Origin of the sequence: Halomonas sp. LBP4 (assembly GCF_003202205.1) — a bacterium.
Taxonomy (GTDB): Bacteria; Pseudomonadota; Gammaproteobacteria; order Pseudomonadales; family Halomonadaceae; genus Halomonas; species Halomonas flagellata.
Window position 1 is genome coordinate 356,329 of the sequence record NZ_PDOG01000003.1, and the last position, 26,341, is coordinate 382,669.

A 26,341-nucleotide genomic window follows, 5' to 3' on the forward strand; every position below is an offset into this window, starting at 1 on the left:
TCACGGAAAGCGGGCCACGAAGCGGGCGGCGACAGGGCGGAAGGAGCCCGGCGGGGCTCCCTGCATGCATCAGATCAGGCCATACTGCTTGAGCTTCTTGCGCAGGGTGCCGCGGTTGAGGCCGAGCATCTCCGCGGCACGGGTCTGGTTGCCCTGGGTATGCTCGAGCACGGAGGCCAGCAGCGGCGATTCGACCTCGGCCATGACCATGGCGTAGAGCCCGGTAACATCACCGCCGTCCAGATGATCGAAGTAGCGTCGCATGGCGGCGTCCACGGCTTCGCGCAACGGCTGCTGCGACGCCGGCTCGGTCGGGGAGGCGTCCCCGGCGGCCCTGCCGGCGAGATCACGGGAGGGTCGGGCGTCATCTGGCCCCGACAGCTCGGGATTCTGGGGAAAGGCTTGGCTGGTCATGCGGCACAGATTCCATCCGATGCCACGGCCCGGGCCAGGCGGCCCGGGGCCGCGGCAGGGTCGTGACGAAACAGTTCGTCAATGAAGCGGCACTGGGCTGTCGGGCACTCCAGGCCATTGAAGGTGGCCCGCAGGGCACGTCGGTCCGCCTCGTCGAGACGGCCATCACCGGCCAGGTACCAGCCGACATGCTTGCGTGCGATGCGCACACCCAGGTGCTCACCATAGAAATCATGCAGGGCCGCGAGATGGGCGCGCAGGACACTGGCGCGCTCCTCGTCGGCCGGGGGAGCGAGATGCTCTCCCTGGCGCAGGTAGTGGTCGATCTCGCGGAAGACCCAGGGATTGCCCTGGGCGCCGCGGCCGATCATGACTGCATCCGCACCAGTATAGTCGAGGACGCGGGCGGCCTTCTCGGCGGAATCGATATCACCGTTGGCGAAGACCGGAATCTTCACCGCGGCCTTGATCCCGGCGATGGTGTCGTACTCGGCCTCGCCCGAGTAGCGCTGCTGGCGGTGGCGGCCGTGCACCGCCAGGGCCTGGATGCCGGCGGCCTCGGCGAGCCGGGCCACACGCACACCGTTGTTGCTCTCGGCGCACCAGCCGGTGCGAATCTTCAACGTCACCGGCACCTCCACCGCGGCCACCACCGCCTCGAGAATCTCGGCCACCAGCGCCTCGTCGCGCAGCAGCGCCGAGCCGGCGGCCTTGTTGCACACCTTCTTCGCCGGGCAGCCCATGTTGATGTCGATGATCTCGGCGCCCTGTTCGGCATTGAGCCGTGCTGCCTCGGCGAGCATGGCGGCGTCCCCGCCGGCGATCTGCACCGCCCGGGGGCCGGGCTCGCCGCGGTGGTCCAGGCGCAGCCGCGACTTGCGGGTGTGCCACAGGCCCGGGTCCGAGGTGACCATCTCGCCCACCACCAGGCCCGCCCCCAGCTGCCGGCAGAGCTGCCGGAAGGGGCGGTCGGTGACCCCGGCCATGGGCGCCAGGATCACCCTGTTGGGCAACTCGAAGCGGCCGATCCGGGGCAGTGAGGAACGGGTCTCGGGCATGATGGCGTCTGCTGGCTCGAAGGGGGCATATCATACGCCCCCGGTCGTTGATGGTGAAGGCGATCTTTGGTCGGGCGAGCAACGTCCGCTGTTCACGTCGCCCGGTACCCGCTCAGCCGCACCCAGCCCTCGCGCACGACCGGCTCGTCCATCAGCAGGCCCTCCGCCCGATAGGCCTCGAGGACCTCCTCGGCCTGGGGCTCGAGGATGCCGGAGAGCGCCAGCCGGCCCCCGGGAGCGACATGGCCGGCGATGGTCGCTGCCAGCTCGACCAGCGGGCCGGCGAGGATATTGGCGAGCACGACCGGATAGCCGCCGGCGTCGAGCTGTTCCGGGTAGCAGAGCCGGAAGTCGGCCTCGGCGATGGCATTGCGCTCGGCATTGTCGCGACTGGCCTGCAGCGCCTGGGGATCGATATCGGTGCCCACCGCGCTTGCGGCACCCAGCTTCAGGGCGGCGATGGCCAGGATGCCGGAGCCGCAGCCGACGTCGAGCACCTCGCGACCCGCGAGTTCGCCGGCCACCGCCAGGCCATCGAGCCACTCCAGGCAGAGCGCCGTGGTGGGGTGGGTGCCGGTGCCGAAGGCGAGCCCCGGGTCGAGATGCAGGTTCACCGCGCCGGGCTCGGGGGGCTCGTGCCAGCTCGGCACGATCCATAGCCGCTGGCCCATGCGCAGGGGCGCGAAGTCGTCCATCCACTCGCGTTCCCAGTCGCGGTCGGCAAGGAGTTCGACATCGACCTCGGGGAACGGCTCGCCGGGCATCGTCTCGGCCCAGGTGGCGGCCAGGCGCTCGAGCATCGCCTCGATGCCCTCCAGGTCGTCATGGAGCCCGGTGAGCACCGTCTCGTGCCACAGCGGGGTGGTGCCTCGCTCGGGCTCGAACACCGGGTCGTCGTGGGCGTCCTGCAGGGTGATGGCGGTGGCGCCCTCGGCGAGCAGCAGTTCTTCCAGGGTCTCGGCCTGCTCGGAGGCGATACGGGCCTTCAGTTGCAGCCAGGGCATGGCGGGCTCCATGAGGCGTCAGGGGGGCGATCGGCTCGCCGGGGTGACAGACATCGGATAACGAAAGCGGGGTGGCGTCGGCCACCCCGCGAAGCGCTGGGCGGTTACTGCGCGAGCTTCTTCTCCAGGTAGTGGATATTCACCCCTCCCTGCTGGAAGTAGCCGTCGCGCACCAGGTCCTTGTGCAGGTCGGTGTTGGTCTTGATGCCTTCCACCAGCAGCTCGTCCAGGGCGTTGCGCATGCGGATCAGCGCCGTCTCGCGGTCGGCGCTCCAGGTGATCAGCTTGCCGATCAGCGAGTCGTAGTGGGGCGGCACCGTGTAGCCGGTATAGACGTGGGAGTCCATGCGCACGCCCAGCCCACCCGGCGGATGGTAGAGGGTCACCTTGCCGGGGGAGGGCATGAAGGTGCGGGAGTCCTCGGCGTTGATGCGGCACTCGAAGGAGTGGCCGTTGAGCTGCACCTCCTCCTGGCCAACCGACAGCGGCAGCCCCGAGGCGATGCGCAGCTGCTCGCGGACGATATCCACGCCGGTGACCATTTCGGTGACCGGATGCTCCACCTGGACCCGGGTGTTCATCTCGATGAAGAAGAACTGGCCGTCCTCGTAAAGGAACTCGAAGGTGCCGGCGCCTCGGTAGTCGATGGTGAGGCAGGCCTGCCGGCACGCCTCGAGCACCTCGGCGCGGGCATCGGGGTCGATGCCCGGGGCCGGGGCCTCCTCGATCACCTTCTGGTGACGGCGCTGCAGCGAACAGTCGCGATCATAGAGGTGGATGGCGTTGCCCTGGCCGTCGGCCAGCACCTGGACCTCGACATGGCGCGGGTTCTCGAGGAACTTCTCCATGTAGACGGTGCCATCGCCGAAGGCCGAGTGGGCCTCGGTGCGGGTGACGGTGACCGCGGAGAGCAGGTGGGCCTCGGTGTGCACCACGCGCATGCCGCGCCCGCCGCCACCGGCGGCGGCCTTGATGATCACCGGGTAGCCGATGCGCCGGGCGACGGCGATGATCTCGCCCTCGTCGTCCTCCGGCAGCGGGCCGTCGGAGCCGGGTACCGTGGGGACGCCGGCCTTCTTCATCGACTCGATGGCGCTGACCTTGTCGCCCATCAGGCGGATGGTCTCGGCCCGCGGGCCGATGAAGACGAAGCCGGAGCGCTCGACCTGCTCGGCGAAGTTGGCGTTCTCGGAGAGGAAGCCGTAGCCGGGATGGATGGCACTGGAATCGGTGACTTCGGCGGCGCTGATCAGCGCCGGGATGTTCAGGTAGGACTGGGCCGAGGGCGCCGGCCCGATGCACACGGCCTCGTCGGCCAGGCGCACGTGCATCAACTCGCGGTCGGCCTTGGAGTGGACCGCAACGGTCTTGATGCCCAGCTCCTTGCAGGCACGCAGGATGCGCAGGGCGATCTCGCCACGATTGGCGATGAGAACCTTGTCCAGCATGATGGGGTCCGCCAGTGTGTGTGGGAAGATCAGGAGATGACGAGCATCGGCTGGTCGAACTCGACCGGCTCGCCGTCCTCGACCAGGAACGCCTCGATCACGCCATCGCGATCGGCCTCGATCTGGTTCATCATCTTCATGGCCTCGATGATGCACACGGTGTCACCCTTCTTGACGCTGGAGCCCACCTCGACGAAGGGCTTGGCGCCCGGTGCCGGCGAGCGGTAGAAGGTGCCGACCATGGGCGAGGTCACGGCGTGGCCCTGGTAGGCGGGCGCCGCTTCGCCGGCGGGCTCGGCGGGCGCCGCCACGGCCGGGGGGGCGGCCGCCGGTGCCGGGGGCGCATAGCCCTGGGGCATGGGCTGCTGCCAGTTCGTGCCGTTGGGGTGTCGGCTGATGCGGACCGATTCCTCGCCTTCCTGGATCTCGATTTCGCTGATGTTGGACTCTTCGAGCAGTTCGATCAGCTTCTTGACCTTGCGGATATCCATGACTCTGTCTCGATCGATTGGTATCGGTGGGTGGCGGCAGCCCCGGCGACGCTGTCAACCCGGGCCAACTTGCAATAGATCGCGGCAAGATGGCGACTCTTCCCGCCTCTATCGGCCGTGATAAGGCATTGACGCCGGAGTGTGCCGAAAATCGGCGTGGATGTCCAGCGAGCAGGAGAACAGCGTTCGATCACGAGATTCGAGCACCTGTTCGGCGAGCTTCGCGGCCCCCGCCCGGCCGCGCAGGCTCAGCCCCGGCGGGCCTCCAGCCGCTCCAGCACCCCGTCCAGGTGGCTGGCCAGGGCGGCGGCGCGCACCTCGCCCTGGATGCGCGCCGCGCGGATCTCCTCGGCGTCGTCGAAGAACAGCAGGCTCGGCGGGCCGAACAACCCGAAGCTGTCGAGCAGCTCGCGGGAGGTGTCGTCGGTCTCGGTGACGTCGACATTGATGCGGGCGAAGGAGGAGAGCGGCGCGGCGACCCGGGGGTCGAGGTAAACCCGGCGCTCCAGCTGCTTGCAGGAGATGCACCAGTCGGCGGTGAAGTGGACGAAGGCCGGGCGGCCCTCGTCGCTGGCAGCCCGCAGGGCCGCTTCCAGGGTGTCGAGGCTATGCACGGTGGTGACCTCGACCGCCTGCCCGGTGGGGGACATCGTGGTGGTGGGGGCCAGGGGGCGAAGCGGGTCGTGGGCGCCGCGGGCGGCGCCGAGCACCAGGGCGACGCCCCAGGCCAGCAGCAGGATGCCGGCGGCCTGGCGCACCCGGGGCCAGCCCTGGGCCTGGTTGACGGTCAGCGCCCCCAGCGTGACGGCACTGCCGATGGCCAGGGCGGCCCACAGCAGCAGGGCCATGGCGGGTGGCAGCAGGCGCTCGACCAGCCAGATCGCCACACCCAGCAGCAGGATGCCGAAGGCGACCTTGACCCCGTTCATCCAGGCGCCGGTGCGCGGCAGCAGGGTGGTGCCGAAGGTGCCGACCAGCAGCAGCGGCACGCCCATGCCGAGCCCCAGGGCGAGCAGGGCGGCGCCACCCAGCAGGGCGTCGCCGGTGGTGGAGATGAACACCAGGGCCCCGGCCAGGGGCGCCGAGACACAGGGCGAGACCACCAGTACCGAGAGCGCACCGGCCAGCGCCAGGCCGCCGGGGCCGCTGCGCTGGGCGCGAGCCTGCCAGGCGTCGAGTCGTCCGGCCAGCCCGGGGGCCAGGCGCAGGTTGAAGGCGCCGAACATGGCCAGGGCGAAGAGCACGAACAGTACCGCGAAGCCGATCAGTACCGGCGCGGACTGCAGCCGCGCCTGGAGGTTGAGCCCGGCGCCGAACAGTCCCATCAACACGCCGACCGCCGCGTAGGTCAGGGCCATGCCGGCCACGTAGCTGGCCGAGAGGGCGAAGGCGCGCGGGCGGGTCGGATGCTGGCCGACGATGATCGACGACAGGATCGGCACCATCGGCAGGACGCAGGGGGTGAAGGTGAGCCCCAGCCCGGCGAGGAAGAACAGGCCCAGGGCCAGCGGCAGGCTGGCATCGCTCATCAGGGCGCTGAAGCGGCCGTCCGGGCTCTGGGGGGCGGGGGGTGCCGTGGCGGGGGTGCCGGCATCGCTACCGCCACTGTCGCCATCCTCGGCCTGCCAGCTGGCGAAGGCCGCCGGCGCCGAGCTCTCGGGGGCCTGCAGGTCGACCCGTTCCGGGGGGTAGCAGAGGCCGGCATCGGCGCAGCCCTGGAAGGTCAGGGTGAGGTCCAGTGGCCCCCGGGCGCCATTCTCCAGCGGAACCTCGAGGACCACCCGGTCGTAGAAGACATGAACGTCGCCGAGGAACTCGTCGCTCTTGAACTCGCCCGGGGGCAGCCGGGGTTCGCCCAGTGCGAGTGTCTCGTCCCTGGCCTCGACGGCGAACCGGTGACGGTAGAGGTAGTAGCCGTCGGCATTCTCGACCCCCACGAAGAGGGTCTCGCCGTCATGCCAGGCACTGGGCTGGAAGGCCTCCAGCACCGGCAGGAAGTCACCGCTGGAGCCGCTCGAGGAGAACCACTGGGCATGACCGACGAGCGGTAGCAGCGCAAGGGCGATCAGGCAGGCCAGGCGTCTGAAGATCAAAACGGTCTTCCTTTTCCAGGTGATCGCGACTAGGACTCCGGCGGCCACTCGGGGTTCCGCACCAGGCGCCGCGAGAAGGATCAGCTGCTAGGATAACCCAGGGAGCCGGCACTGTGGATCAGATGATGCCGGTTTCGGCTGCGCCCCAATGTCGCGCCGCTGCCTTCGCCACCATCAGGGAATCAGGACCATGGCTTTGACGGAAAAGGGCGCCGCCAGGCGCCGCAGGAAGGTCGAGGCGCTCGAGCGCCCGGATTACGGCTGGATATGGAAGCCGCTGCTGGCGCTGGTGGTGATCTACCTGCTGGTCACCGTAGCGCTGGGGATCTGGTGGAGCCGGCCGCCGGCCGCCTTCGATGTCGAGCAGGCCACCGCCGAGCGGCGCGGCGAGGCGGCCTCCAGCCCGGCGGCCCGCGGCGCCGTCACCACCACCAGCCTGATGACGGTGGTGAGTACCCTGCTCGACAAGCCCGGTGGCTACCTGCGCAATGACATCGCACCGCCGGGCCTGTGGCTCGACAACATGCCCCAGTGGGAACTGGGGGTGCTGAACCAGGCCCGTGACCTCTCCCGTGCGCTGCCGGCCATGGAGGAGGGCGACCATCCGGTGCTCGAGGAGGTCGTCGAGCGGCTGGACGGGAGCAGCCGCGACTGGCTCTATCCCTCCACCGAGCAGCGCCTCGAGCAGGCATTGGTGGCCCTGGACGAGTATCTGGTGGCGCTCGGCGAGTCGGGCGGTGCCGGCTTCGCCGCCGCCGCCGGCCTGGCGGCCTGGCTGGAGCAGGTCGCCTGGCGACTCGACGACCTGGGGCTGCGGCTCTCCGCCAGCGTCGGTAGCCGCGAGCAGTTGCGCAACCTGGACATCGCTACCGGCGATCTGCCCCCGCGTACCCCCTGGTACCGGGTCGACGACATCTTCTTCGAGGCGCGGGGAACCGGCTGGGCGCTTTCCCGTCTGCTCGAGGCGGTGCGGCGCGACCAGGCGGACGTGCTCGAGCGGGCCGGTGTGTCGGGTGAGTGGGAGATGCTCGTCGCCGAGCTCGAGCGGACCCAGCGCCGGCTGTGGAGCCCGGTGGTGCTCAACGGGTCGGGCTTCGGCATCTTCGCCAACCATTCGCTGGTGATGGCCAACCATGTGATCCGCGCCCGGGACCTGGCGCGGGACCTGGTCGCGGCACTCGAGGCGCCGCCGGCCGGGCTGGCGGCCCCCGAGGCGCTCGAGGACGAGGGGCCCGTCGAGCCGCCGGTGGAAGCGGTGGAACGCAGCGAGGATGCCGGGGGCGAGAGCCCGCCGCCGGCCCTGGCGTCGCCCGAGGAGGCTCGGGAGGACGAGCGGACGGGAGAGCCGGCCCCGCTGTCGGAGCCGGACGAGGCGCCCGTTCCGGAAGCGGATCAGGACGAGTCGACGATCCCGGAGGCAGATCAGGACGAGGCGCCGGCTTCGCCGGCAGAGGGTGATCCCGACGAGGAGTGATCACCCGACATGCAAAGGGGCCGCCCCTCGGGCGGCCCCTTTGCATGTGCGCGCGGCGTGCTCAGGCCTTCTGGTACGCGGCCACGGACTTCTCGATCGCCTTGCGGGCGGCCTCGGCCCCTTCCCACGATTCCACCTTCACCCACTTGCCCTTCTCGAGATCCTTGTAGTTCTCGAAGAAGTGGGCGATCTGCTGGCGCAGCAGCTCGGGCAGGTCGGTGACCTCCTGGACGTCGTCGTAGAGAGTGGAGAGCTTGGGGTGCGGCACGCAGACCAGCTTGGCGTCCTCGCCGGCCTCGTCGGTCATGTTGAGGATGCCGACCGGACGGGCACGGATCACGGCTCCGGCCTGGACCGGATAGGGCGTTACCACCAGGGCATCCAGGGGGTCGCCATCGTCGGCCAGGGTGTGCGGGATGAAGCCGTAGTTGGCCGGATAGAACATCGGGGTGGCCATGAAGCGGTCGACCAGCAGCGCTCCCATGTCCTTGTCGATCTCGTACTTGACCGGCGCGTGGTTGGCCGGGATCTCGATCGCCACATAGACGTCGTTGGGGAGTTCCTTGCCGGCGGGGATGTTGTCGAAGTTCATCGTCGCTTCCTTCGGTTGGCGAAAATCCGGATAGGCGAAAAATCCGGCGAATTATACGGAGCCGGAGAGGGGATTACCAATGCGACATAGGTGTCGTGACACGGGGCCGCAGGCCGAACCGTGGCGGTCTTGCGGGGTGGGAGGGCCGTCTTCGGCGGTGGTTGACACCCCGGCGACACCGCCATGAGTGTATCATGGTGTCCCGATGAACCCCTGGCCCGTGACGACGTGCCGTTTCGACCCCGAGGTTCGACCCTGAGGAGAGCAACTTGGCATCCGCCCAGCTGTCACTGAGTTATGGACAGGCCTTCGTGGCCCCGGACCTGCGCCGGCATCGCAGCTCGATGTCGGTCCGTGTTCCCGAGCAGGCGCTCCTGCGTGCCAAGGGGGCCTGTGCGGTGATCAGCGACTCCACCTCGCGCAACGCCATCGCCAAGCAGGCGGGCGACCTCAGCGTTCGTAGCTTCCTGGCGGACTATATCTCGACCCCCGACCACTGGGACGTCAAGACCTCGGCCACCCGGGTGCTGCGCGCCCTCAACGGCTGGTGCTACAGCCAGAGCCAGCACCTCGAGGAGGGCAGCTATGTCTCCTCGCTCTCGGCCGTGGTCTACCGAGGCCGCGAGGCACACCTCTTCCATATGGGCGACACCCTGGTGTTCCGGCTGCGCGGCGCCGAGTTCGAGCAGCTCTCCCGCGATCATGTCACCGACCTGGGCGGCTATCGCTACCCCTCCCGGGCGCTCGGCATGGACAACAGCATCGACATCGACTACCTGCGCATGCCCCTCAAGCAGGGCGACCTCTTCCTGTTCACCACCCAGGTGGCGCAGGGCACCCTGATGCCCTCGGAGTACGTGCAACTGATACGCCAGGACGCCAGCGACCTGGATGCCGCCTGCGAGCGCCTCGGCGAGGCGGCGGTCGCGCGGGCCCAGGAGCGCGGCTATGGTGCCGAGCAGTTCTGCTTCCAGCTGGTGCGCATCGATCAGCTGCCCGACGAGGAGCAGGACACGCCGGGACGGGTCTACGGTGACCTGCCGATTCCCCCGGAGCTCGCCCCCGGCGAGCGCCTGGACGGCCTGGAGGTGCAGGCGGTGCTGTCGCGTACCGCCCAGTCGCGGGTCTATCGCGTGCGCGACGTGCACACCGAGCGGGAGATGGTGATGAAGGCGCCGAGCCCCGAGCTCTCGAACCGCAACGCCTACCTGGAGCACTTCCTGCTCCAGCAGTGGGTGGTGGAGCGGGTCAAGTCGCCCTTCGTGGTGCGCATCATGGAGTCCTCGCGGCCGCGCCACTATCTCTACTACCTGATGGCCTACGTGGAGGGCGAGACCCTGACCGAGTGGGCGCGCCGGCATCCCCAGGCGAGCCTGGTGCAGCGCCTGGATATCGCCAACCAGCTCGGCAAGGCGGTACAGGCACTGCACCACCGCGACCTGCTGCACCAGCAGATCCATCCCGGCAACGTGCTGATCGACACCCATGGCCAGGTGGTGCTGACCGATTTCAGCGCCTGCCACCTGCGCGACGTGGACGGTCACAAGCGTTCCCGGGAACTGGTGCGCCAGGTGGGGCTCACCGAGCACAGCGCCCCGGAGTACGCCCTCGACGACTCGGTGGGGCGGCGCAGCGACCAGTACTCCTTTGCCTCCACCGTCTACTGGCTGTTGACCGGCGAGCTGCCCTACGCCCTGGCCCCCAACCGGTTGCGCGGCCACACCGACCTGGAGCAGCTCGCCTATCGCAGTGCCCGCACCCTCAATCCCGAGGTGACGCCGGTGCTTGACGACGCCCTGCGCCGGGCCCTGGACCCGCAGCGCTCGCTGCGCTACCGGCGCATGTCGGAGTTCCTGCATGCCCTGCGCCAGCCGCTGGGCGCCGAGCGCGACGGCTCGCGCACCAGCCCGCGGGTGCTGCGCGAGCCGGCCCGTTTCTGGCAGGGGGTGGCCGGTATCCTGCTGCTGTTGCTGGTGCTGTCCTGGCTATTGCGCTGATCCCGCGTGCACTGATGCAGGCGCCGAAGCCGCCCCTATGGGGTCAGACCCTGCCGAATCCCCACATTTTTCTCGACGTTGATAGCTTGTTCGCCGAAGAAGGCTCCGAGGCTGCCCCTATGGGGTCAGACCCAGCCAAGTCGCGAAGCCCGTCATGGTGCGTCTTGCGAGCGGATTCGACGCCGCCGGGGTCTGACCCCATAGGGACCGGCAGCGCTGGCAACCTGCCACCCACCCATACCCAACGCATTGATAATGCAGAAATATTTCCGGGGAGTCCTCAGGGTCTGACCCCCTAGGGCACGAGCCACGAGCCACGACCAGCTCGTAGCTCGAGGCCCGATGCTCGCTGCCTAGAGCTTGAACTCGGGCAGCTTGCGCTCGACCTTGGCGCGCTTGAGGCGGGCGACCTTCGGCAGGCCGTTCTCGAACGGCGGGAAGTCCTCGCCCTGGATCAGCGGCGAGAGGTACTGGCGACACGCCTCGGTGATGCCGAAGCCGTCCTCGCGGATGAAGTCGTGGGGCATGAACTTCTCGCGATTGGCGACCTCGGCCAGCGGGGCGGCCTCGATGCGCCACTGGTAGGGGGCGTCACCGATGCGCTGGATCGTCGGCATCATGGCGTTCTTGCCGTCGAGGGCCAGTTCCACGGCCTTCTCGCCGACGGCGTAGGCCTGCTCCACGTCGGTCTTGGCCGCCAGGTGGCGGGCGGCGCGCTGCAGGTAGTCGGCCACCGCCCAGTGGTACTTGTAGCCCAGGTCCTGCTTGACCATGCCGGCCAGCGTCGGCGCCACGCCGCCCAGCTGGCGGTGGCCGAAGACGTCGGTGTTGCCGGAGTCGGCGAGGAAGGTGCCGTCCTCGTAGCGGGCGCCCTCGGAGACCACGATCACGCAGTAGCCGTACTTCTGCACCGCCTCCTCGACCCGGGCCATCACCGCGGCGCGGTCGAAGGGCACCTCGGGGAAGATCACCAGGTGGGGGGGCTCGCCCTCGCCGTTGCCGGCCAGGGCGCCGGCGGCGGCGATCCAGCCGGCATGGCGGCCCATCACCTCGAGCACGAAGACCTTGGTGGAGGTGGCGCACATCGACTCGATGTCCAGCGAGGCCTCCAGGGTGGAGGTGGCGATGTACTTGGCCACGCTGCCGAAGCCCGGGCAGTTGTCGGTGATCGGCAGGTCGTTGTCGATGGTCTTGGGCACGTGGATGGCGGTGAGGGGATAGCCCAGCCGCTCGGAGAGCTGCGAGACCTTGAGGCAGGTGTCGGCGCTGTCGCCGCCGCCATTGTAGAAGAAGTAGCGGATGTCGTGGGCCTTGAAGACCTCGATCAGGCGCTCGTACTGGGCGCGGTGGCTCTCGATGTCCTTGAGCTTGTAGCGACAGGAGCCGAAGGCGCCGCCCGGGGTGTGGCGCAGCGCGGCGATGGTCTCGTCGGACTCCTGGCTCACGTCGATCAGATCCTCGGTCAGGGCGCCGATGATGCCGTTGTGGCCGGCATAGACCTTGCCGATGCGCTCCGGGTGGCGGCGGCAGGCCTCGATCACGCCGCAGGCGCTGGCATTGATCACGGCGGTGACGCCGCCGGACTGGGCGTAGAAGGCGTTGTGCTGGGCCATGGGGGCTTTCCTGCTCCTGGGTAGCGTCCAGGAATCACTGAATAGAGGGTCGGGCGACCGCACGCCGTTCTATTCAGTGATTCCTTCGGGGGTTTGAATTTGAAAGAGTCTGATTCTAGCCGAAAGTAGCAGGGGCTGCATCTGCCGCGGCGTGGCGCCCAAACGCGCTTGTGTCCCGCCCGCGACGGTGCCCGCTGGAGCGTGCCGCGGGCGCCATGCTAGTCTCCCGTGACCGCGCCGCGGCCCGCGGCGGCACGATGCAGTCGGAGACAGCATGCACCTTCACATTCTCGGCATCTGCGGCACCTTCATGGGCAGCCTGGCGCTACTGGCCCGCGAACTGGGCATCACGGTCAGCGGCTCGGATGCCCATGTCTATCCGCCCATGAGTACCCAGCTCGAGGAGGCCGGCATCCGTCTGGCCGAGGGCTATGCGGCCGCCAATCTTGTGCCGCGCCCCGACCTGGTGGTGGTCGGCAACGCCCTCTCCCGGGGTAACCCCGAGGTGGAGGCGGTGCTCGACCGGGGGCTACCCTATGTCTCGGGGCCCCAGTGGCTCGCCGAGCATGTCCTGGCCGGGCGGCGGGTGATCGCCGTGGCCGGGACCCACGGCAAGACCACCACGGCGAGCCTGCTGGCCTGGCTGCTGGAGTCCGCCGGCCTGATGCCGGGCTTCCTGATCGGCGGGGTGCCGCGCAACTTCGGCGTCTCGGCACGCCTCGGGGCCCATGATGCACCCTTCGTGGTCGAGGCCGACGAGTACGACACGGCGTTCTTCGACAAGCGTTCCAAGTTCGTCCACTACCGTCCCGAGATCGCCATCCTCGGCAATCTCGAGTTCGACCACGCGGACATCTTTCCCGACCTCGCCGCCATCGAGCGGCAGTTCCACCACCTGGTGCGCACCGTGCCCGGGCGCGGCCGGCTGCTGGTGGCCGACGGCGAGCCGGCGCTGGGCCGGGTGCTCGAGCAGGGCTGCTGGACGCCGGTGGTCCGCTTCGGCAGCGAGGCGGCCAGTCCCTGGCGGCTGGAACTCGAGCGCGAGGACGCCTCGCGCTTCCGGGTGATCCATCAGGAGGGCCAGGGTGAGGAAAGCGTCGACGAGGACGCCGTGGTCGATTGGCCGCTGACCGGAGCCTACAACGCCCGCAACGCCCTGGCCGCGCTGGCGGCAGCGCACGCCTGCGGGGTCGACCTGGCGCGGGGCTGTGCGGCGCTGTCGCGCTTCGAGTCCCCCCGTCGGCGCCAGGAGCTGCGCGGCGAGGTGGCCGGAATCCAGGTGATCGACGACTTCGCCCACCACCCCACGGCCATCGCCGCCACCCTGGAGGGGCTGCGCGCCGCCACCGCCCGCGGCCGGCTGCTGGCGGTGATCGAGCCGCGCTCCAACACCATGCGCCTGGGCACCCTGCGCGATCGCCTCGCCGCGAGCATCGGCGCCGCCGACGCCGCCTTCTGGTACCAGCCGCCGGGGCTCGACTGGTCGCTGGCGCCGCTGCTCGCGGCGAGCCCCGTGGCGGCCCAGCTGCACGAGGACCTCGACGCCCTGGTCGATGCCCTGGTGACCGAGGCGCGGCCGCTCGATCGCATCGTGGTGATGTCCAACGGCGATTTCGGCGGCATCCACGAGAAGCTGCTGGCCGCCCTGGAGGCCGCTCATGGCTGACCGCCTGCACGAACCGGTGACGGTGGCCATCACCGGAGCCTCCGGGGCCCAGTACGGCCTGCGCCTGATCGAGGCCCTGGTGGCGGCCGACCATGCCGTGTGGGTGATGGTCTCCAAGGCCGCTCATCTAGTGATCAGTACCGAGACCGACATCGACCTGCCGGCCCGCCCGCAGCGGCTGGCCGAGGTGCTGGCCGAGCGCACCGGCGCGGCTTCCGGCCAGATCCGCTGCTTCGGCCGCGAGGACTGGATGGCGCCGGTGGCGTCGGGGTCGGGGGCACCCTCGGCGATGGTGATCTGTCCCTGCTCCACCGGCACCCTCTCGGCGGTGGCCACCGGCGCCAGCAACAACCTGATCGAGCGGGCCGCCGACGTGGCGCTCAAGGAGCGTCGCCGGCTGATCCTGGTGCCCCGGGAAACGCCCTTCTCGGCGATCCATCTCGAGCACATGCTGAGCCTGACCCGCATGGGGGCGGTGATCCTGCCGGCGGCGCCGGGGTTCTACCATCAGCCGAAGCGCATCGACGACCTGGTCGACTTCATCGTCGCGCGCATCCTCAACCAACTGGGGATAGAACACCGCCTGATGCCGCGCTGGGGTGACCCGGCTTCGCCGGGAGCTTGAAGAGCCGGGCTTCGCCCGGGGCTGTAAGCCTTAAGCTATAAGCTGGAAGAAACCCCTTGATCTGGACGCTGGTGGCGACATACTGCCTTCCAGCTTCCAGCTCAGACGGGTGGTAGCCAGGCCACCCGGGCGCTGATCAGCATCAGCGAGGCGGCGCCGAGCCACCACCAGGGACAGGGGGCGAGAGATGCATGGGGCTTCTGCTGCCAGGCCAGGTGCACCAGGGCGCAGACCACCAGGCCGAGCAGGGCGCCGCCGACCAGGTCGCTGAGCCAGTGCACGCCGATCACCAGCCGCGAGAGCGCCATGGGAACGACGAGCAGAATCGCCCCCCAGTAGACCCAGTGGCGCTGTCGGTGGGGCAGTTCCCGGGCGATGAAGGCGGCGGCCAGGCCGGCCACGACCACGGCGGTGGAGGCATGGGCACTGGGATAGGCCAGGGAGCCGGTCAGGTAGTCCGGTGCATCGGGGCGGTCGCGACCGACCAGCGCCTTGCCCAGGGTGTTGAGCAGGGCGATGCCGCCGAGCCCGGCCGCGATGTGCAGAAAGGCCGCCAGATGGCGCTTCCACAGCAGCCAGAGGCCCCAGGGCAGCACCAGGGCCAGTACCCCGTAGGTGTCGCCGACTCGTGCGAGCGCCTGGCCGACATCCGCCAGGGCGGGGGAGGCCAAGGCCGTGAAGAGGGCGTTGACGCGCAGGTCCATCTCCAGGGGGCCATGCTGCTGGATCACCATCAGCGTCCAGCCCGAGAGGGTGCCCAGGGCGAGGATCAGCAGCAGCCAGCTGGCCAGCGGCACCTCGCCCTGTCCCCGCCAGCTCTGGGCCAGCCAGAAGCGCCGCATCACCGGATGGCGCCGCGCGCCGTTGGCCGCCAGGCGATAGAGGCGCCCGGTGCGGGTGACCTGCTGGCGTAGCCAGGAGAACACCACCGCCAGCGCCACCAGCAGCACGGCCAGGGCGATCAACCAGGTCTCGATGCCCTCCGGCAGGTCCAGCAGCTGTTGCCAGGTGCGCCCCAGTAGATAGCCGGGCAGCACATAGGCCGGGGCCCACAGGACCGCCGAGGCGACATTGGCCCAGAGGAAGGCACGAGGCGACATGTGCAGCATGCCGGCGATCACCGGTACCATCGGGCGTACCGGGCCGACGAAGCGGCCGAAGAACACCGACAGGCTGCCATAGCGCTGGAAGAAGCGGGCGCCCCGGGCCAGCCACTCCGGATGGTGCGAGAGGGGCCACAGGCGGGTGACCCTCTCGCGCTGGGTGTAGCCCAGCAGGAAGCTTGCGCCGTCACCCACCACGGCGCCGACCCAGGCGGCCGCGATGACCGTCGTCAGGGCGATCTCCTGGTGGCCGGCCAGGGAGGCGGCGGCGGTGATCAGCACCACGCCGGGCACCAGCAGACCGACCAGTGCCAGGGACTCCACCAGGGCGATGGCCGTGATGATCAGCAGCAGCAGGGTGGGGGGCGGGGTCAACTGGTAGAGGGTGTCGGCGAGGCTCAAGAGGGCGCTCCGTGGTCGGCGGCAGGGGATCAGATCTCGGCCAGGCGCTGGGTCCGGGCCTGCAGGCGCTGCTCGAAGTGCTCCGGTGTCTCCCGCGGCTGCAGCAGACAGAGGGCCAGGCGGGTCTCGATCGGGCCGGTCTCCAGCAGCACCGTCCGCTGCAGCGACTGTTCGAGGCGCTGGCACACCAGCATGGCGCCGTTCTCGCTGGTGTCGGGCAGCACCAGCCAGAAGTCGGCCTGTCTCTCCCGGCCCAGCAGGTCGTGGTCGCGGCAGCGCTTGTCGACCTCGATGCAGACGGCGTCGAGCAGGGCCTGACGCGCCCTGGGGCCGAACTGCTCGCCGGCCATGTCGAGCTGAGGCAGGTGGAGCAGCAGCACCACCAGGCGCTGATCCAGCAGTTCGGCGCGTTCGCACTCGCTGCGCAGCCGATCGTGCAGGGTCTCGCGGTTGATGGCGGAGCATTCCGGGTCACGGGGGTCGGTGGCCCGCAACAGCGCCTGCTGACGCAGGAATTCCCAGGGCGTCAGGCCGGCCACCACGATCAGCGCCAGGTAGCTCAGCGTCAGGTCGCGATCGAGATGCTCCCCGCCGACCAGGATCAGCCAGACCGGTACCAGCATGACGTTGAGCAGCATGGCCGGCCCCAGTGGCAGCAGCAGCAGGGTGAGCACCGCCGGCAGGCCCAGCCACAGCGGTGCCAGCGAGGCCTGCTGCGGCAGCTCCACGGCGATCAACAGGTAGCCGCAGATCAGCACCAGGTAGGCCGACAGTCGGGCATGGTCGTCCTGGCCCAGGCGCAGCAGGGCCGCGAGCAGCATCAGCGGGGTCAGCAGCACGGGGAGCAGGATGCTCGGATAGTCACCCATCAGGTAGAGCCACAGGGCATGGCCCAACAGCAGCAGGGCACCGGTGCCGTAGACCAGGGCGTGCAGTCGGGCGGCGCGGGGTTCAATCATGCTCCAGCTCCCGGATTACGGTCATGGGGCTGTGCTGTCGTTCCAGGGCGCGGCACTCGTCGTCGAGCGATTCGACCCGGGGCAGGGCGGCGACGCGCAGTCGGGCAGGCGTGTCGAGGGCCTTCAGCAGGCGGTCGCGGCGCTGCTCGGCCTGCTCGGCGTCGCGGCTGAGCAGCAGGGTGGCCAGGGTGCGTCGGTCGAGACGGTAGCAGTTCTCGAAGCTGCGGGTGAACCGACAGAGCCGGCGGGCCAGAGGCCAGAGCTGGCCGGGGGAGGTCCGGAGTAGCAAGAGTTCGGCATGCACGCCCTCGCGCCGGGCGCGGACCCGCTCGCGCACCAGGTCGTGAGAGAGCTGGCTCCGGGGCCAGAGACGCAGCCCCGGGATCAGGCGCATGCGGCGACGGGCCGGGCCGCGCAGCGGCTGCAGCTCACGGCTGCGGACCAGGCCGAGGAGCAACAGGCCGGCCAGTACCAGTCCCGAGAGGGCGGCCTGCTCCAGGCTCATCCTGTCCTGCAGCGACCACCAGGTCAGGCCGGCGAGCAGGACGTTGAGCCCCGTCATCCAGGCGGGTTGGGGCAGCATGATCAGCACCGCCCAGGCCCACAACCAGATCAGGTAACGCTCGGGGGCCACCCACAGCAGGGCGGCCAGCAACAGGCTGGGCAGCAGTTGCCACGGCACCATGGCCGGGCGGCGATGGCTGAACTCCAGCAGCGCGGCGGTCACGCCGAGCCAGCCCGTCGCCAGCCACAGGAGTAGCGCCTCGGGGAGGGTGGGCGCGGCGGGGGCCAGCAGTGCCAGCAACAGGGCCGCGGCCAGCAGGTTGCCCCGCAGCAGGCCGATTTTGTACTTGCTCTGCATGGTGGCTTACTATGAATCCCTTCCCGGTTTTCCGCACAGTATAACGTCGGCGTCGCCCCTGTACTCGGCGACCCCGGCCTCAGGAGACACTCTACGGCATGACTGCTCACGCCTCCCACTCCGATTCGTCCGCCGCACTGGCCGCCGGTGCCGAGAACGTCGGCGATGTCGATACCTACATGGAACGCCTCGGCCAGGCGGCTCGCGCCGCGGCCACCGCGATGCGCCGCACCGCCACCGGCCCCAAGAACGCCGCGTTGCTGGCCATGGCCGAGCGGCTCACCGACGCGCGCGCCGAACTGCTCGCCGCCAATGCCCGCGACCTCGCGCGGGGGCGGGAGAGCGGCCTGGACGCTGCGCTGCTCGAGCGACTGGCGCTGGACGACGGGCGCATCGACGCCATGATCGAGGGGCTCGCCCAGGTCGCGGCGTTGCCGGATCCGGTGGGGGAGATCGATGGCCTGCGCTCGCGCCCCAGCGGGATCCAGGTGGGGCAGATGCGCGTGCCCCTGGGGGTGATCGGCATCATCTACGAGTCGCGGCCCAACGTCACCCTGGAGGCCGCCAGCCTGTGCCTCAAGTCCGGCAACGCCTGCATCCTGCGCGGCGGTTCCGAGGCCCGCGAGTCCAACGCCGCCATCGCCGCCTGCATTCGCACCGGCCTGCTCGATGCCGGCCTGCCCGAGGGCGCGGTGCAGGTGGTGGCGACCACCGACCGCGCCGCCGTGGGCCGGCTGATCGCCATGCCCGAGTATGTCGACGTGATCATCCCGCGGGGCGGCAAGTCACTGATCGAGCGCATCTCCCGCGAGGCGCGGGTGCCGGTGATCAAGCACCTGGACGGCGTCTGCCACGTCTACCTCGATGCCACCGCCGACCCGGAGAAGGCCCTGGCCATCGCGGTGAATGCCAAGACCCATCGCTACGGCACCTGCAATACCATGGAGACCCTGCTCGTCGATGCCCCCGTGGCCGAGGCGCTGTTGCCGAGGCTCGCCGAAGCCTATGCCGGGCACGGTGTCCAGCTGCGCGGCTGCGAGCGTACCCGCACGATTCTCCCCGAGGCGACCCCCGCCACCGAGGAGGACTGGCAAGCCGAGTACCTGGCGCCGGTGCTGGCGATTCGCGTGGTCGACGGCATCGACGCGGCGGTCGCGCATATCGAGCGCTATGGCTCGCACCATACCGACGCCATCGTCACCGAGCACTACGGGCTGGCGCGTCGCTTCATGGCCGAGGTGGACTCCAGCTCGGTGATGGTCAACGCCTCGACCCGCTTCGCCGATGGCTTCGAGTACGGCCTGGGTGCCGAGATCGGCATCTCCACCGACAAGCTCCATGCCCGGGGGCCGGTGGGCCTCGAGGGGCTCACCACGCGCAAGTACATCGTCCTCGGTGATGGCCAGGTTCGCCGGTGACTGCCGATCCGCAGCGCGGTCTGCCGGCGCGGGGCGAGGACAGGCCGTCACCACCGCGCCTCGCCATGCTCGGCGGCACCTTCGACCCGGTGCACCTGGGGCACCTGCGCAGTGCCGTGGAGCTCCGCGAGGCGCTTGCCCTGGACCGGGTGCACATGATTCCCGCCAGCATGCCGCCGCTGCGGGGCGAGCCGCATGTCGCGCCCGCCGAGCGCCTCGAACTGCTGCGCCTGGGGATAGGCGACACCCCGGGACTCGTCGCCGACCCCCGTGAGCTGCGCAGGGACGGCCCCTCCTTCAGTGCCGACACCCTGGCCTCGTTGCGCGAGGAGGTCGGCGAGCAGGCCCGCCTGGTGATGGCGCTGGGTCACGACGCCTTCCGGCGCCTGGCCGACTGGCACGAGCCCGAGCGGCTCTTCGAGCTGGCCCATGTGGTGGTGATCGACCGTCCCGACTTCGAGGCGCCGCTGCCGGCGGCGCTGGTGGCGCTGCTCGCCGGGCGCGAGGTGGACGCCCCGGAGACGCTGATGGCCCGGCCGGCGGGGTCGCTGCTGCGCCTGGCGCTGCCCTCGCGCATGGCGATCTCGGCCACCGGGGTGCGCCGGCGCCTGGCCCAGGGGCGCAGCGTGCGCTACCTGCTGCCCGAGGCGGTGGAGGCGCGCATCCTGGCGCATGGCTTCTATTCCGGTTCCTGAGAGCCGCCGCAACCCGGTACAATGACGGTAACCACGATTTCGCTCAACGAGGGGCTGACACGAAGGGCTATGCAAATCGACGCACTCAAGACTCTGGCGGTGGACGCGCTGGAGGAGCTCAAGGCCAGGGACATCAGCCTGATGGATGTCTCCCGCCTGACCAGCGTGACCGACCTGATGGTGATCGCCTGCGGCACCTCCACTCGCCATGTGGCGGCGCTGGCCGACAACGTGGTGGAGAAGGCCAAGGCCGGGGGCATCCAGCCGCTGGGCGTCGAGGGCGAGAACGGTGCCGACTGGGTGCTGGTGGACCTCGGCGACCTGGTGGTCCACGTGATGCTGCCCGAAACCCGCCAGCTCTACGATCTCGAGCGTCTCTGGGCCGACCTGCCCAGTGATGCAGAGGCGCGCGGAACGCGCAGCGGAGGCGAGGCGGGCGGCGCATGAGGGTGCGCCTGCTGGCGGTGGGGAGTCGCATGCCGGCCTGGGTGACCCAGGGCGTCGAGGAGTACCGCAAGCGACTGCCCCGGGACTTCGCCCTGGAGGTGGAGGAGATCACCCCGGGACAGCGCGGCAAGAATGCCGACCTGGGCCGGGCGGTCGCCCTCGAGGCCGAGCGCATCCGCGCCCGGCTCCGGGGGGACGAGCGCGTGGTGGCTCTCGAGGTGGGGGGCAAGGCCTGGAGTACCGAGCAGCTGGCCCGGGAGGCCGAGGCATGGCGACTCGAGGGGCGTGACGTGGCCCTGCTGGTGGGCGGGCCGGACGGCCTCGAGCCGTCGCTCTCGGCCGCCGCCGACCAGCGCTGGTCGTTGTCGCCGCTGACCCTGCCGCACCCGCTGGTGCGCATCCTGCTCGCCGAGCAGCTCTACCGTGCCTGGACCCTGATGGTGGGTCACCCCTATCACCGTTGAGCCGTCTCCGACCCTCGAAGGTGTCCCTGTAACCGACGTGAGCCCCGCCTTCGGGCGAGGCGTCAGCCGAGGCCATTGCCGAGAATGCGTGAGCGACGCGAGACCCTGAAGAATCCCGAGCAGGAGCTGCGTACCTTCCGCGTGCGCTCGCTGCTGGCGGTGCTGCTGGTCTTCGCCATGACCGGCCTGCTGATGGGGCGGCTGGTCTACCTGCAGGTGGTGCAGCACGAGGTCTACAGTACCCGCTCGGAGAAGAACCGGGTCAGGGTGGAGCCGCTGCCGCCGACCCGCGGCCTGATCTACGACCGCAACGGGGTGCTGCTGGCCGAGAACCGCCCCACCTACAGCCTCACCCTGGTACGGGAGCGGGTCGACGACCTGGATGCCACCCTGGCACTCCTGGTGGAGCTTCTCGAGCTGCCCGACGAGGAGGCCGAGGCCTTCCGGGTGCGTTCGCGCCAGCGCCAGCGCCCCTTCCAGCCGGCCCTGTTGATGAGCGACCTCGACGAGGACCAGATCGCCCGGCTGGCGGTCAATCGTCACCGCCTGCCCGGGGTCGAGGTCGAGGCCCAGTTGCTGCGCTACTACCCGGATGCCGAGATCATGGCCCACGCCCTGGGCTACGTCGGGCGCATCAATGCCGAGGAGCTCGAGACCCTGGACGCGGGTCGCTATGCCGGTACCCACTTCATCGGCAAGACCGGGGTCGAGCGGTTCTACGAGGAGGCCCTGCATGGCCAGTCGGGGCTGCGCAAGGTCGAGACCAATGCCCGTGGCCGGGTGCTGCGCGAACTCGGTCGCACCGACCCGGTGCCGGGAGCGAACCTGACCCTGACCCTCGACAAGGAGCTGCAGCAGCTGGCCTATGAGCTCCTCGACGGCCGGCGTGGCTCCATCGTCGCCATCGTGCCCGGGACGGGCGAGATCCTGGCCATGGTCTCGGTGCCGGGGTTCGACAGCAACCAGTTCGTCACCGGCATCGACGTGGCCTCCTACCGGGCGCTGCAGGAGGACATCGACCTGCCGCTGTTCAATCGCGCCATTCGTGGCCAGTATCCGCCGGGGTCGACCATCAAGCCCTTCCTGGCCCTGGCCGGCCTGGTCGAGGGGGAGATCACCCCTGACAAGACCATCGTCGACCCGGGGTACTACCAGTTGCCCAACGATTCGCGGCGTTACCGCAACTGGCTGCGCTGGGGGCATGGCCGGGTCGACATGGAGCGCTCGATCGCCGTCTCCAACAACACCTACTACTATTCGCTGGCCCACGACATGGGCATCGACCGCCTCCACGACAACATGAGTGCCTTCGGCTTCGGCCAGCGGGTCGCCCATGACGCCTTCGGCGAGAGCTCCGCCCTGATGCCCTCGCGGGAGTGGAAGCGCGGCCGTTTCAACCAGCCCTGGTATCCCGGCGAGACCCTGTCGGTGGGAATCGGCCAGGGTTACTGGCAGGTGACACCGCTGCAGCTGGCCACGGCCACCGCGGTGCTCGCCAACCGGGGGCAGTGGGTCAAGCCGCGCATGGCCAGCCGTATCGGTGAGGAGGAGGTGCCGCTGGACCTGCCCGATACCCCGGCGGATATCACCCTGGCCAGCGACGGCTGGTGGGACAAGGTCTTCGCCGGCATGGAGAAGGTGCTCAGTGGCAGCGAGGGCACGGCGCGGCGCACCGGGGTGGGGCTCGAGTACCGCATGGGGGGCAAGTCGGGCACCGCCCAGGTCTTCTCGCTGGGCCAGGACCAGCGCTACGACGCCGATGAGCTGGCCGAGCGGCTGCGCGACCACGCCCTGTTCATGGCCTTCGCCCCCCTCGAGGACCCGCAGATCGCCGTGTCGGTGATCGTCGAGAACGCCGGGGGGGGCAGTACCCATGCCGCGCACCTGGCGCGGGCCATGACCGACGCCTGGCTGCTGGACGACGAGGCGCTCGATGTCGAGGAGATCCGTGAAGAGATGGAGAACGACGATGCCCGCGTGGCGGGGAACTGACCCATGGCCTTGATCGACCTGCCCCGCCCCCTGCGTGGCCACCCGGTGCGCCCTCCGGCCAGCGGCATCGCCCGCAAGCGCGGCGTCTGGGAGCGCGTGCACCTGGACCCCTGGCTTCTCGGCATGCTGCTGGTATTGATGCTGGCCGGGCTGGTGGTGCTCTACAGCGCCAGCGGCCAGCGGCTCGAGGTGGTCATCGCCCAGGGCATCCGCTTCGGGGTGGCACTGGTGGTGATGCTGCTGCTGGCCCAGGTCTCGACCACCACGCTGCTGCGCTGGGCGCTGCCCGTCTATGTCGCCGGCCTGTTGATGCTGGTGGCGGTGGAACTGGTGGGCGACATGGGCATGGGCGCCCAACGCTGGCTGGTGATCCCCGGGGTGATCCGTTTCCAGCCGTCGGAACTGATGAAGCTGGCGATGCCGCTGATGGTCGCGGCCTACCTCAGCCGCCGCGAGTTGCCGCCGCGGTTGAAGGACCTGGCGGTCTGTGCCCTGCTCATCGGTGTGCCGGTGGTGCTGATCGCCAAGCAGCCCGACCTGGGTACTTCGCTGCTGGTGGCCGCGGCGGCGATCTTCGTGGTGCTGCTGGCCGGGCTCTCCTGGCGTTTCATCGCCGTGCTGGCCGGCCTGGCGGCGGCGGCGCTGCCGGTGTTGTGGCTGAACCTGCACGACTACCAGCGCCAGCGGGTGCTGACCTTCCTCGACCCCAACAGCGACCCGCTGGGGGCGGGCTGGAACATCATCCAGTCGACCACCGCCATCGGCAGCGGTGGGCTGTTCGGCAAGGGGTGGCTGCAGGGCACCCAGTCGCAACTGGAGTTCCTGCCGGAGCGACACACCGACTTCATCGTCGCGGTCCTGGGCGAGGAGTTCGGGCTGGTCGGCATGCTGGCGGTGCTGGTGCTCTACCTGTTGATCATCAGCCGTGGCCTGTGGCTGGCCGCCGGTGCCCAGGACACCTTCGGCAGGCTGCTGGCCGGCAGCATCATCCTCACCTTCTTCATCTACGTGTTCGTCAACGTGGGGATGGTCAGCGGCATCCTGCCGGTGGTCGGAGTGCCGCTGCCCCTGGTCAGCTATGGCGGCACCTCCAGCGTGACCTTGCTGGCCGGTTTCGGTATTCTCATGGCCATTCACGCTCACCGCCGGCTGCTGCCGCGCTAAGCTTTGTCTGAAAAGTCGGCGAGCGATGGCCAGACAAGGCAAAAATCGGCGACAAATCGTCAGGACTGACGATTTGGGCAGCTCCGCTGCTCGAAGAGCGAGCGACAGGGATGTCGCGAGTCCAAAGCGGAGTTTACGCGGTGTAAATGAGTACTTTGAGCCGATTTTTAACGCCGCATGGGCGAGCGCAGACAGTTTTCAGACAAAGCGTAGCGGTCGAATCAGGGAGAGGGCAAGCGCATGGTGGTGTCCCGTTTTCAAGGAGCCAGGGCCTTGGCAGTGATCGCCGGTGCGGGGCTGTCGCTGCTGGCGTTTGCCACCCAGGCCGCGCCGGACTTCGACCCCGAGCGGCGTGAAGAGGTGAGGGCGCTGGTCGACGAACTGGCCGGCAAGGGGCTCGAGCGCGACTGGCTGGAGGCGGCCATGCGCGATGCCAGCTTCCAGCAGGGCGTGCTGGATGCCATGGAGGGAGCCGCGGAGCGGCGCCTGCGCTGGGACGAGTACCGCGAGATATTCCTGCAGCCCGAGCGCATCACCCGCGGGGTGGCCTTCATCGAGGCGCACCGCGAGGCCTTCGAGCGCGCCGAGGCCGAGTATGGGGTGCCCCCCGAGGTGATCGCCGCCATCATCGGCGTCGAGACCAGCTACGGTCGCTTCACCGGCCGCCACCGGGTGCTCGATTCGCTCTCCACCCTCGCCTTCCACCATCCGGGGCGTGGCGCCTTCTTCCTCGGCGAACTGGCGGCCTTCCTGGAGATTACCCGCGAGCAGGGGGTCGACCCCGGCAGCCTCGCCGGCTCCTACGCGGGGGCCATGGGCTATCCGCAGTTCATTCCCACCAGCTATCGTGCCTATGCGGTGGACTTCGACGGCGATGGCATTCGCGATCTCTGGACCAACCCGGTGGACGCCATCGGCAGCGTGGGCCACTATTTCGCCGAGCACGGCTGGCGTCGGGGCGCATCGATCTACCAGGAGGCCGTGGGCCCCGAGGCCTTGCCCGAGGGTGTCGAGTTCAATCTCACCCGGCCGCCCTATGCCCCGGTCGGGACGCTGCGCCGGGCGGGCATCCAGCCCCGCGGTGAGCTCGACGACGAGCAGTCGGTGGTACCACTGGCCCTCGATGTCGCCGACGAGGAGTATCGTTATCGCGTCGGCCACCGCAACTTCTATGTCATCACCCGCTACAACCACAGCCACCTCTACGCCATGGCGGTGACCGAGCTGGCCGAGGCGATCCGCGCGGCCCAGGCGCTCGAGGCGGGTCCCCTGGTGCCCCCCGACGATGATGCGGAGGGGCGTTCATGAGGGCCTGGTGGATTGCCCTGGCTGTCGTGTTGCAGCTGGCGGGCTGTGCCGGTGGCGGGGGCGCCCGGCCCTCCGGCGAGCGTCCTGCCTCGGCGCCGGCCGCGACCCCCGGCAGCGGCGAGCGTTATGCCATGGCCGGTGACGCTTATCCCGAGGAGCCGCCGGACGTGCGGGAGGTGCCCGATGCCGTGCCGCGTATCGAGCCCCCCTCCCGCGGGGGGAACCGGCCCAGCTACGAGGTGTGGGGCAAGACCTACCAGGTGCTGCCCGATGCCCGCGGCTATGCCCGCCAGGGCACCGCCTCCTGGTACGGCGAGAAGTTCCATGGCTATGCCACGTCCAATGGCGAGATCTACGACATGTACAAGATGAGTGCCGCACATCGGTCGCTGCCGCTGCCCAGCTTCGTGCGGGTGACCAGCCTCGACAACGGCAACTCGGTGATCGTGCGCGTCAACGACCGCGGTCCCTTCCACAGCGACCGCGAGATCGACCTCTCCTACGCCGCCGCCGCGCGCCTCGATATCCTCGATCGCGGCACCGGGCGGGTGAAGGTGGAGGCCATCGACGTCGAGCGCTGGCTGGCCGAGAACGGCTCGGCCGGCGCTCCGTCGGGCGGTGCGGCGCAGGGCAACGGAGCCGATCGACAGGCGGCGTCGGTGCGGGTCGCCGAGCTGGCGCACGAGTCCGCCGCCGTGGTTGCCCCGGCCCCGGTGGCGCGAGCCGAGACACGGCCCTCGGCCGCCAGCGACAGCGGTGCGACGGAGCATCGTGCTGCGGATGGCCGCCCCATCTACCTGCAGGTTGCCGCCCTCGGTTCCGCGGAGAGCGCCCAGGCCCTCAAGGCCCGCCTGCAGGACGAGCTGTCCCATCCGGTGCGGGTGGCGAGTGCCACTGGCCTGCATCGCGTGCAGGTAGGGCCGCTCGCCCATGCCGGCCAGGTCGCCCCGGTGCGTGACGAGCTGCGTCGTGCCGGTTTCGACCAGGCTTTCGTCGTCAACGGTGTCGATTGAGTCGGCGCCCCCGTATCATGATGTCCCCGATGTCCCTGA

23 protein-coding genes are annotated in these 26,341 nt (G+C 69.6%); 12 read left to right on the forward strand and 11 right to left on the reverse strand.

Features of this window, described 5'->3' with window-relative positions; all coding sequences use genetic code 11:
* Positions 1-69: 69 nt before the first annotated feature.
* The 6 genes from fis to dsbD form a co-directional block, all read right to left on the reverse strand.
* Complete coding sequence (gene fis / locus CR157_RS12070) at positions 70-414, reverse strand: DNA-binding transcriptional regulator Fis (RefSeq protein WP_110283777.1); 345 nt, start codon at positions 412-414, stop codon at positions 70-72.
* The gene (gene dusB, locus CR157_RS12075; protein ID WP_110283778.1) at positions 411-1,472 is read right to left on the reverse strand and encodes a tRNA dihydrouridine synthase DusB; all 1,062 of its coding nucleotides are present in this window, start codon (positions 1,470-1,472) and stop codon (positions 411-413) included. The genes fis and dusB overlap by 4 nt, the downstream gene beginning before the upstream one ends.
* A 92-nt stretch (positions 1,473-1,564) precedes the next feature.
* Positions 1,565-2,476 (reverse strand): 50S ribosomal protein L11 methyltransferase, encoded by a 912-nt coding sequence (gene prmA / locus CR157_RS12080; RefSeq protein ID WP_110283779.1) that lies wholly within the window; start codon positions 2,474-2,476, stop codon positions 1,565-1,567.
* Between the two features lie 104 nt (positions 2,477-2,580).
* Positions 2,581-3,924, reverse strand: a complete 1,344-nt coding sequence (gene accC / locus CR157_RS12085; RefSeq protein ID WP_110283780.1) for an acetyl-CoA carboxylase biotin carboxylase subunit — start codon at positions 3,922-3,924, stop codon at positions 2,581-2,583.
* A 29-nt stretch (positions 3,925-3,953) separates the two neighbouring features.
* Complete coding sequence (accB, locus tag CR157_RS12090) at positions 3,954-4,415, reverse strand: acetyl-CoA carboxylase biotin carboxyl carrier protein (protein ID WP_110283781.1); 462 nt, start codon at positions 4,413-4,415, stop codon at positions 3,954-3,956.
* Between the two features lie 248 nt (positions 4,416-4,663).
* A complete protein-coding gene (gene dsbD, locus CR157_RS12095) occupies positions 4,664-6,508 on the reverse strand; it encodes a protein-disulfide reductase DsbD (protein ID WP_110283782.1) in 1,845 nt (614 codons plus the stop codon).
* 190 nt (positions 6,509-6,698) lie between these two features.
* Here dsbD and CR157_RS12100 point away from each other — a divergent pair, with 190 nt between their 5' ends.
* Positions 6,699-7,982: a DUF2333 family protein gene (locus CR157_RS12100; protein WP_110283783.1), complete on the forward strand. Its 1,284-nt coding sequence runs from the start codon at positions 6,699-6,701 to the stop codon at positions 7,980-7,982.
* A 61-nt stretch (positions 7,983-8,043) separates the two neighbouring features.
* On the opposite strand, the gene ppa is transcribed toward CR157_RS12100, so the two are convergent.
* Positions 8,044-8,574 carry an inorganic diphosphatase gene (ppa, locus tag CR157_RS12105; RefSeq protein ID WP_110283784.1) on the reverse strand — a complete coding sequence of 177 codons (531 nt, stop codon included), beginning with the start codon at positions 8,572-8,574 and terminating at the stop codon, positions 8,044-8,046.
* A 269-nt stretch (positions 8,575-8,843) separates the two neighbouring features.
* On the opposite strand from ppa, the gene CR157_RS12110 reads away from it, so the two are divergent.
* Positions 8,844-10,571: a bifunctional protein-serine/threonine kinase/phosphatase gene (locus CR157_RS12110; RefSeq protein ID WP_110283785.1), complete on the forward strand. Its 1,728-nt coding sequence runs from the start codon at positions 8,844-8,846 to the stop codon at positions 10,569-10,571.
* 353 nt (positions 10,572-10,924) lie between these two features.
* Here CR157_RS12110 and CR157_RS12115 read toward each other — a convergent pair whose 3' ends face one another.
* Positions 10,925-12,184 (reverse strand): 6-phosphofructokinase, encoded by a 1,260-nt coding sequence (locus tag CR157_RS12115; protein WP_110283786.1) that lies wholly within the window; start codon positions 12,182-12,184, stop codon positions 10,925-10,927.
* Between the two features lie 274 nt (positions 12,185-12,458).
* Between CR157_RS12115 and mpl the strand changes: the two genes are divergently transcribed.
* Positions 12,459-13,850: a UDP-N-acetylmuramate:L-alanyl-gamma-D-glutamyl-meso-diaminopimelate ligase gene (gene mpl, locus CR157_RS12120; RefSeq protein WP_110283787.1), complete on the forward strand. Its 1,392-nt coding sequence runs from the start codon at positions 12,459-12,461 to the stop codon at positions 13,848-13,850.
* Complete coding sequence (locus CR157_RS12125) at positions 13,843-14,475, forward strand: flavin prenyltransferase UbiX (protein WP_110283788.1); 633 nt, start codon at positions 13,843-13,845, stop codon at positions 14,473-14,475. Before mpl ends, CR157_RS12125 begins: the two co-directional genes overlap by 8 nt.
* A 101-nt stretch (positions 14,476-14,576) precedes the next feature.
* Here CR157_RS12125 and CR157_RS12130 read toward each other — a convergent pair whose 3' ends face one another.
* From CR157_RS12130 to CR157_RS12140, 3 genes are read right to left on the reverse strand one after another with little or no spacing between them, the layout of a single operon-like run.
* Positions 14,577-15,980 (reverse strand): bifunctional DedA family/phosphatase PAP2 family protein, encoded by a 1,404-nt coding sequence (locus CR157_RS12130; protein WP_110283789.1) that lies wholly within the window; start codon positions 15,978-15,980, stop codon positions 14,577-14,579.
* A gap of 29 nt (positions 15,981-16,009) precedes the next feature.
* Positions 16,010-16,939, reverse strand: coding sequence for a GGDEF domain-containing protein (locus CR157_RS12135; protein ID WP_110283790.1), 930 nt, complete (start codon positions 16,937-16,939; stop codon positions 16,010-16,012).
* Positions 16,932-17,801 (reverse strand): hypothetical protein, encoded by an 870-nt coding sequence (locus tag CR157_RS12140; protein WP_110283791.1) that lies wholly within the window; start codon positions 17,799-17,801, stop codon positions 16,932-16,934. The genes CR157_RS12135 and CR157_RS12140 overlap by 8 nt, the downstream gene beginning before the upstream one ends.
* Positions 17,802-17,980: 179 nt before the next feature.
* On the opposite strand from CR157_RS12140, the gene CR157_RS12145 reads away from it, so the two are divergent.
* From CR157_RS12145 to CR157_RS12180, 8 genes are all read left to right on the forward strand, one after another.
* A complete protein-coding gene (locus tag CR157_RS12145) occupies positions 17,981-19,219 on the forward strand; it encodes a glutamate-5-semialdehyde dehydrogenase (RefSeq protein WP_258364167.1) in 1,239 nt (412 codons plus the stop codon).
* Positions 19,220-19,284: 65 nt separating this feature from the next.
* Complete coding sequence (gene nadD, locus CR157_RS12150; RefSeq protein ID WP_110283793.1) at positions 19,285-19,914, forward strand: nicotinate-nucleotide adenylyltransferase; 630 nt, start codon at positions 19,285-19,287, stop codon at positions 19,912-19,914.
* A gap of 69 nt (positions 19,915-19,983) precedes the next feature.
* Entirely contained in the window at positions 19,984-20,361 is a 378-nt protein-coding gene (gene rsfS, locus CR157_RS12155) for a ribosome silencing factor (RefSeq protein ID WP_110283794.1), read from the forward strand.
* Positions 20,358-20,825, forward strand: a complete 468-nt coding sequence (gene rlmH / locus CR157_RS12160) for a 23S rRNA (pseudouridine(1915)-N(3))-methyltransferase RlmH (protein WP_110283795.1) — start codon at positions 20,358-20,360, stop codon at positions 20,823-20,825. The genes rsfS and rlmH overlap by 4 nt, the downstream gene beginning before the upstream one ends.
* A gap of 84 nt (positions 20,826-20,909) precedes the next feature.
* Complete coding sequence (gene mrdA / locus CR157_RS12165; RefSeq protein WP_110283796.1) at positions 20,910-22,817, forward strand: penicillin-binding protein 2; 1,908 nt, start codon at positions 20,910-20,912, stop codon at positions 22,815-22,817.
* Positions 22,818-22,820: 3 nt separating this feature from the next.
* Entirely contained in the window at positions 22,821-23,981 is a 1,161-nt protein-coding gene (gene rodA / locus CR157_RS12170) for a rod shape-determining protein RodA (protein ID WP_110283797.1), read from the forward strand.
* Between the two features lie 240 nt (positions 23,982-24,221).
* Positions 24,222-25,289 carry a lytic murein transglycosylase B gene (gene mltB / locus CR157_RS12175; RefSeq protein ID WP_110283798.1) on the forward strand — a complete coding sequence of 356 codons (1,068 nt, stop codon included), beginning with the start codon at positions 24,222-24,224 and terminating at the stop codon, positions 25,287-25,289.
* Positions 25,286-26,302 (forward strand): septal ring lytic transglycosylase RlpA family protein, encoded by a 1,017-nt coding sequence (locus CR157_RS12180; RefSeq protein WP_110283799.1) that lies wholly within the window; start codon positions 25,286-25,288, stop codon positions 26,300-26,302. The genes mltB and CR157_RS12180 overlap by 4 nt, the downstream gene beginning before the upstream one ends.
* The last annotated feature ends 39 nt before the right edge of the window (positions 26,303-26,341 follow it).

Bases quoted from the DNA above. Each gene is read 5' to 3' on its own strand.
- fis (WP_110283777.1), bottom strand. From the start codon at position 414: ATGACCAGCCAAGCCTTTCCCCAGAATCCCGAGCTGTCGGGGCCAGAT.
- dusB (WP_110283778.1), bottom strand. From the start codon at position 1,472: ATGCCCGAGACCCGTTCCTCACTGCCCCGGATCGGCCGCTTCGAGTTG.
- prmA (WP_110283779.1), bottom strand. From the start codon at position 2,476: ATGCCCTGGCTGCAACTGAAGGCCCGTATCGCCTCCGAGCAGGCCGAG.
- accC (WP_110283780.1), bottom strand. From the start codon at position 3,924: ATGCTGGACAAGGTTCTCATCGCCAATCGTGGCGAGATCGCCCTGCGC.
- accB (WP_110283781.1), bottom strand. From the start codon at position 4,415: ATGGATATCCGCAAGGTCAAGAAGCTGATCGAACTGCTCGAAGAGTCC.
- CR157_RS12100 (WP_110283783.1), top strand. From the start codon at position 6,699: ATGGCTTTGACGGAAAAGGGCGCCGCCAGGCGCCGCAGGAAGGTCGAG.
- ppa (WP_110283784.1), bottom strand. From the start codon at position 8,574: ATGAACTTCGACAACATCCCCGCCGGCAAGGAACTCCCCAACGACGTC.
- CR157_RS12115 (WP_110283786.1), bottom strand. From the start codon at position 12,184: ATGGCCCAGCACAACGCCTTCTACGCCCAGTCCGGCGGCGTCACCGCC.
- mpl (WP_110283787.1), top strand. From the start codon at position 12,459: ATGCACCTTCACATTCTCGGCATCTGCGGCACCTTCATGGGCAGCCTG.
- CR157_RS12125 (WP_110283788.1), top strand. From the start codon at position 13,843: ATGGCTGACCGCCTGCACGAACCGGTGACGGTGGCCATCACCGGAGCC.
- CR157_RS12135 (WP_110283790.1), bottom strand. From the start codon at position 16,939: ATGATTGAACCCCGCGCCGCCCGACTGCACGCCCTGGTCTACGGCACC.
- CR157_RS12140 (WP_110283791.1), bottom strand. From the start codon at position 17,801: ATGCAGAGCAAGTACAAAATCGGCCTGCTGCGGGGCAACCTGCTGGCC.
- CR157_RS12145 (WP_258364167.1), top strand. From the start codon at position 17,981: ATGGAACGCCTCGGCCAGGCGGCTCGCGCCGCGGCCACCGCGATGCGC.
- nadD (WP_110283793.1), top strand. From the start codon at position 19,285: ATGCTCGGCGGCACCTTCGACCCGGTGCACCTGGGGCACCTGCGCAGT.
- rsfS (WP_110283794.1), top strand. From the start codon at position 19,984: ATGCAAATCGACGCACTCAAGACTCTGGCGGTGGACGCGCTGGAGGAG.
- rlmH (WP_110283795.1), top strand. From the start codon at position 20,358: ATGAGGGTGCGCCTGCTGGCGGTGGGGAGTCGCATGCCGGCCTGGGTG.
- mrdA (WP_110283796.1), top strand. From the start codon at position 20,910: ATGCGTGAGCGACGCGAGACCCTGAAGAATCCCGAGCAGGAGCTGCGT.
- rodA (WP_110283797.1), top strand. From the start codon at position 22,821: ATGGCCTTGATCGACCTGCCCCGCCCCCTGCGTGGCCACCCGGTGCGC.
- mltB (WP_110283798.1), top strand. From the start codon at position 24,222: ATGGTGGTGTCCCGTTTTCAAGGAGCCAGGGCCTTGGCAGTGATCGCC.
- CR157_RS12180 (WP_110283799.1), top strand. From the start codon at position 25,286: ATGAGGGCCTGGTGGATTGCCCTGGCTGTCGTGTTGCAGCTGGCGGGC.